Annotated in this window: 1 protein-coding gene and 2 pseudogenes; 2 read left to right on the top strand and 1 reads right to left on the bottom strand. The window is 41.0% G+C overall.

Features of this window, described 5'->3' with window-relative positions; all coding sequences use genetic code 11:
- Positions 1–167: Arm DNA-binding domain-containing protein (locus ACFILZ_RS09765; RefSeq protein WP_375611056.1), on the bottom strand; the 167-nt coding region annotated here is incomplete at its 3' end.
- Positions 168–338: 171 nt separating this feature from the next.
- Between ACFILZ_RS09765 and ACFILZ_RS09760 the strand changes: the two are divergent.
- A pseudogene (locus ACFILZ_RS09760) lies at positions 339–557 on the top strand (hypothetical protein); the annotation flags it as partial.
- Between the two features lies 1 nt (position 558).
- Positions 559–1,404: pseudogene (locus tag ACFILZ_RS09755) on the top strand (hypothetical protein); the annotation flags it as partial.

Below are 1,404 nucleotides of genomic sequence, written 5' to 3'. Positions count from 1 at the left end.
AACGCTCCCAAGCCCATTTCACGACGACGTCCGTGAAGGGTATACCGTAAAATCCATTGAGCACCTCCATCTTTACGCTTATGAAGTAACAAGCCAGCACCATCATTATATTTGCCAGCCCCCAATGTTGCGACAGATCTTGCATTAAGACGGTTCATAAGAGCCATTTTTTACTCCTTTCTTATATAAATTTGATCCACACATTCATCCCACTTGTTATGTGCAAATGAGTGGTTTTGATTGAAGCAATATAAACTGATTTAAAATGAGACAATCTTAGGTTATTCGGGACTCTCATTCAATATGAATAACGATAGATTATCATTATAAATCAATGCCTTGTAGAGATAGATAGTGTCGATGAGGAGCACCCATGGTTTGTGCACGCGTTTGATTTGATTAAGGCGCGTGCAAAATACGAACTTTACAAGAATATTCTTAAAGAACCCGATTGTGCAGCCGCTGCTTACAATGACTTTAACGAACAGTTGCATGAATTGCGTGCAGAGACGTCCAAACGTTATAACGTCACTCGAATAATTCCAACGGATTTCTAATATGGTTTATTTTCCAATCGCTGATTACAGACCAGATGTTGCGATCGTCAACGGTAGCTTTACGGATACACTTGTGAATGTTTTACCGGCAGATGGCGGTTACATACCCATGCCTAGTGCAATGGTTGTGTCTCATCCTTTAGAAGAAAAGCCTTTGGGTTCAATAGCGTTTAGAAGTGGCAATGGTGTTAAGATAATCGTAGGAGGCAAGCAAAAGCTTTACAGTTATGATAGTCAAACGAAGGGTTGGAAAGACATCAGCCAAAATGGTGTGACGTATCAAGCACATGAGGATAATCAATGGTCGTTCGCTTTGTTTGGTCAAAGAATTATTGCAGTGAATAAAAATGATAAACCGCAAGTCTTTAATACCCATAGCTCTGAACGGTTTGAAGATTTAGGAGGCAATCCACCGAAAGCAGGCTTGGTGAAGGTTTGGGGACCTTTTGTTTGTTTGATGCAATTGACAGATCACCCCAATCGCATTCATTGGTCTGGCTTGGAAGATGCTACTCATTGGACAGTTAAAGAGAAAGATTGCGATTTTCAAGATTTTCCGGATGGAGAATATGTTCAAGGGGCAACAGAGTCCACCAATCCCCTCATTTTTATGCGTTCTGCTATTTATGCAGGAACCTTTGTTGCGGGTTCTAAGATTGTATTTACGTTTCAAAAGATACAAGATAAGCGAGGAGCCCCGCAGTGCAGCCTCTATAGCATGTCGAGGGAGTGATGCTTTTTTTGCAGGTGATGGTGGTTTTTATCAGATGAGTGCTGATGGTCAACTTTTGCCGATAGGCTTTGAGAAGGTTGATAGAACGGTTTTTAAAACCTTTGATAAGTTTGC

Source organism: Bartonella sp. AP40SXNS, assembly GCF_042195825.1.
In the GTDB taxonomy this organism is placed as follows: domain Bacteria; phylum Pseudomonadota; class Alphaproteobacteria; order Rhizobiales; family Rhizobiaceae; genus Bartonella.
The sequence above is the reverse complement of the archived record's forward strand: the minus strand, read 5'-3'. Positions and strand labels throughout refer to the sequence as shown.